The 4,048-nt window shown below is 51.3% G+C and carries 3 protein-coding genes; all 3 read right to left on the bottom strand.

Features of this window, described 5'->3' with window-relative positions:
- Positions 1 to 1,332: 1,332 nt before the first annotated feature.
- Positions 1,333 to 2,358, bottom strand: coding sequence for a hypothetical protein (locus tag E4U03_RS12305; RefSeq protein WP_135014012.1), 1,026 nt, complete (start codon positions 2,356 to 2,358; stop codon positions 1,333 to 1,335).
- Positions 2,359 to 2,672: 314 nt separating this feature from the next.
- On the bottom strand, positions 2,673 to 2,990 hold the full coding sequence (locus E4U03_RS12300) for a leucine zipper domain-containing protein (RefSeq protein WP_167752437.1): 318 nt from the start codon (positions 2,988 to 2,990) through the stop codon (positions 2,673 to 2,675).
- Positions 2,987 to 3,859 (bottom strand): replication initiation protein, encoded by an 873-nt coding sequence (locus E4U03_RS12295; RefSeq protein WP_135014010.1) that lies wholly within the window; start codon positions 3,857 to 3,859, stop codon positions 2,987 to 2,989. Before E4U03_RS12295 ends, E4U03_RS12300 begins: the two co-directional genes overlap by 4 nt.
- Positions 3,860 to 4,048 lie beyond the last annotated feature (189 nt).

The following is a 4,048-nucleotide window of genomic DNA, read 5'->3' as shown; positions in this document are numbered from 1 at the left end:
CCCCTCCCCCCCCCCCCCCCCCCCCCCCTGCAACCTACCTACGAGAGCGTCCGCCTGCCCTACTCCCTGCCCCCTCTCCCCCTCTCATGGCTCATCTGCACCCACTCGCGCACCTCTGAGACCCAAGCCCGGGTCTCACTCGAAACTACCCTCAACACAGGACCTACCACGAGCAACGCAGGTACCCACAGCGCCCACCAGCTACCTACAAAATCAACAAGCTGAAACACTTCTAGAACCTCTTTTCAGGTATAAAAAAATCCGCAGTGAAACATCACTACGGACTGAGTATCGGTACAAAAAAAGCCGGTCACTCGACCGGCTCTGTCAGACACTTCTAACGGCTATATCACTACTATGTGCGACAGCTGCTTGGCTGTCAACGGGATAACTGCATTCGGGCGCACCCAACCGCTGCGGGCACTACTCTACAAAAAAAGCTGGTCAAAAGACCAGCGACGTTCTGCATACTTCAGCCGAACCTATCAAGAGCGTACACTCAATTTCTCCATCCCTCAAGAGAAACTGATTTTGGGTGCACTGAATACAGCAATCACTACTCTATGCGGATAACCCCCTTCCCTCAAGATTTTTCTCTTATCCACCAGGCACGTATGCCAAAAACTTTTTGGCCCTCAAAATCCCTCCTTCCTCAGCCGGTTTCACATCAATCGACCCAGAATCACCGCGCAAAAATCTCAGGCTCTCCTGTACTCGTTCCTCGCACCTTCTGCCTGATTTTTTACACGGCCCGCTGGTCTCATGTGCAAAACCGCGTGCAACTTTTTGTGCGCGGACGCTATCGGCGTTGCCGCCGATTACCCGTCACACCTCTTGCACTCAGTAACCCCGGATGTACCAACCCTACTTACTATCTGTTTTGATACTAACCAGAACCCGTTTTCATTCCCCCGCCTATCCCTTGAACACACCCCTAACCAAAGACCCCAAAAAGCCCGTTCAGGGTGGTTTTCCGCCCCCCTGCCTTAGCCGACACTCGGGCATTCTAACCCCCGCCCAAAACTCTTCAAGGGCGCCTGCGGCGTCGCTTGCGCGATGGCCTGCGGCCACCCTATGACGAGTTTTGATCTGGGGGCTAATGCTCCGCGTATCGTCAGCTACGGCGGGAACTAAAAACCCCGCACCGGAGGGTGTGCGGGGTTGTTTAGCCTGCTTTATAAAATTTATAGAGGATATTTGCCGTGAACATATGGCGTTGCGCGTAACTTAATACAGTGCAAAATTCTCCACAAGCTAGGTAGATACTTACGGATACATAGATTCTGAGCCCCCGTTCAAACAGCAAAATATCTTTATAAGTTATAAGCAACTCTACCAATTACAGGCGCTTGAAGGACGCAACTTGATGACTGCACTAGAGATTCCGCTGCGCCAACCAGGCCAGCTTCTACGGTAGCTCTCTAAGTCAATATTGATTGTTCCAGGAAGACCCAGCACATGGCACTCCCACTGCTGAGCCATCGTTGCAGAGGCCATAGACCGGGGATGATGTTCCCGTAAATCTTTCAGTCCTTCAGTTACCACATAAGATGGGTTAAAGGGCTGATACCATCTTGCTAGTGCTGTGACCTGAAGACGGACTTCCCATCCGCCTTTTGCCCAACGTTCATGTACAACGGTGTGAATCATTCCGCGTCTGTAGACAGGATCAGCAACTACAGGATAGTGAACGTTCAAGGTGTCTTTATGTGAAACAACTTGAGTAAGCACATTCCCATTCACCTCATAATGAGTATGGATTTTCTGGCCGCTGGAGTCGAGCGCCCACGGCGGTGTAAAGCCACCAATGAGGTTTCCGTCAGCGTCCTCGATTAAAACGCCTCCGTGCGTTTCAAAGATATTTGCATCTTCAGGTACATCGAGAACGTAGCTGAATCTTTCAGTAGTATCTTCTGAGTTAATAATTGTTGCTATTTGCAACCCACCGTCATCTTTAACAGAAGTAATCGTAGAGAACGTATCTCCTTCGTTGACAACAGTTCCTTCTCCTACAACATCAGCTTTCTCACTATCCGAATCGTAAGGGCGGTAGATTGAAACAGCTTCAGTTGATGCTTCTTGAACCGTAACGGGGCTAGAGATATCGCTAGGTACTTCTATTTCAATATCGGGAAGGGCGACTTCGAGGATGTTGCCTGAATTCTCTTCGGGGGCAACTTCTATAGCTGAGCCAAGTATATCTTGGTCTTTGCTCTGCGCGATAGAAGACATCTGGGAGATAACTCTCTGAGAGTCTAAGGTACTGGAAATATTATTCTGTGCATGTGCTGGAACCGCACTGAGCGTCAGAACACAGATGGAAAGAACTGCGGTGACGTTAGTAAACTTGAGAAACATTAGGAATCCTCAGAACTGAGTAAACTTGGTGTTTACTGGTAGATATGAGAATACATAAAGAAATCCGAAATTTACTAATCATCGTGGGTGCGATTGGTTTTCTTGTATTGTTATTTGCCGTGTTGATATCGGGTGTTCTTGCTCTTTGGCTAGACCCAGAACCGGAGCAGGATAACAGAGCAGAGATTATCGTGGGAGCGGGAATGGAATACTAAGCTTCTGAGGAGGTGCTTTTCAGGTACTGCTATATGTGTCATGAGCCTCTAACCGAAGATAGCAGGGACTAGTCAACCGTGTTGTTTGAACCCAGGGAACTAAAAACCCCGCGTGTGGGGACGTTCTAGTTGGTCTGCTCTCTCTTGACGAGCACGATAAGCACGCTCTTTCACCGTCGAAACCGCAAGCTTAAAGTGCTTGGCTGTCTGAGTCCACGAGTGCCCTAAATCGTCATGATAAGCGCGTATCTCTTCTCGCTCTTGGGCCTTTTCAGCCAGCCATTCAGCACGGCTACGAGAAGTCCAACGTTGTGCAGTGCGTTCAGAAACACCTACACGTTGTGCAGCTTGTTTAGCCGTCTGACTTCCCCGCGAATAGCGAGCGTAGACGCTGGGGGGCAGTTCTTCAGTGCTCATAGAAACCATTTCCTTTCTCGTGCTTTAGTGGCTCTTACCTTCCCACTTTTCACTCCACCTTTACGGCCACGTGCTGACTGAATAGCCGTAAAAGTTGCTTCGTAGACAGCAGGACCGTCGTTCCACAACCGAGATTCTGTGACAATCCACCGCACAATACTTGCCGCAATCTGCTCAGCTTCTCGCTCAGGCAACGGAGTCTTAAACTCATCATTTAGCCCGTGCACATGAGCCGTTACAGCCTGCGCTAGGCCCTCGGGATTACCAAAATGGTTCCGTACCTCGCGATAGGCCCACAGGCGCGCAGAATCGAAAATAGTGCAGTTACGACCTAGCCCTGTAGCGTAGCGCCGCTTGGTCTTGCGCCAACGCTTACTCGGCATGCACCCATCGATTTCCAGAGCCGTTTTTAGCTCGTCCAGGGTGTAGGGGGCAGTGGTCAGCGGGTAGGTTTCCCAATCACTGTGCAGGGGATTCTTGGTCAGTAGCCCCGAATACCCTTTGTCACCGTTCAGGGATATGCGTAGACCCTCGGTAATGGCGTGGGCGTAGGCAATGGGCTTGTAGTGCGCCATTTCTGTGCGGGGAATGGGATTAGCGAGCACCCAAAGAGCGTGTGCATGGCCGTTGGCAGGGTTTTCTACGACCCAGTTCGGCGGGTAATTGATGCACCAAATCGCTTTTTGTAGGGCGATGCCGTCGTCGATGTCTACAACGAGCAGGTTGGTGAGCGCCTGGGGGTTAGCTTCGATGTAGCGCCGTCCCATGGCTTCGTCGCGTTTCTGCCGCCAAATGCCTTGTGAGAGGTCATCTGTAGCGTAGGGGTAACGCGGTAGCCATGCGGTTTCCCAATCGAGGGTTTCGGTCATGGTTCAATAGTGCCACACAATTCCGTCCTGTCGGCAATACGACACGAAGCCAAGTCAGATATTTCGCCCTCTGCCGTGGGCGCGCACGGCGACCTCTCTCCCTCTCTCCTCCTCCCCCCCCCCTGTCTCTTATAAACCTCTGACGCTGCCGACGTCGGAGAGAGTGTAGATCTCTGTGGCCGCCGTATC

The sequence above is a fragment of the Rothia nasimurium genome (assembly GCF_004569295.1).
GTDB lineage: Bacteria > Actinomycetota > Actinomycetes > Actinomycetales > Micrococcaceae > Rothia > Rothia nasimurium_B.
This window is presented reverse-complemented; position numbering and strand designations above follow the sequence as displayed.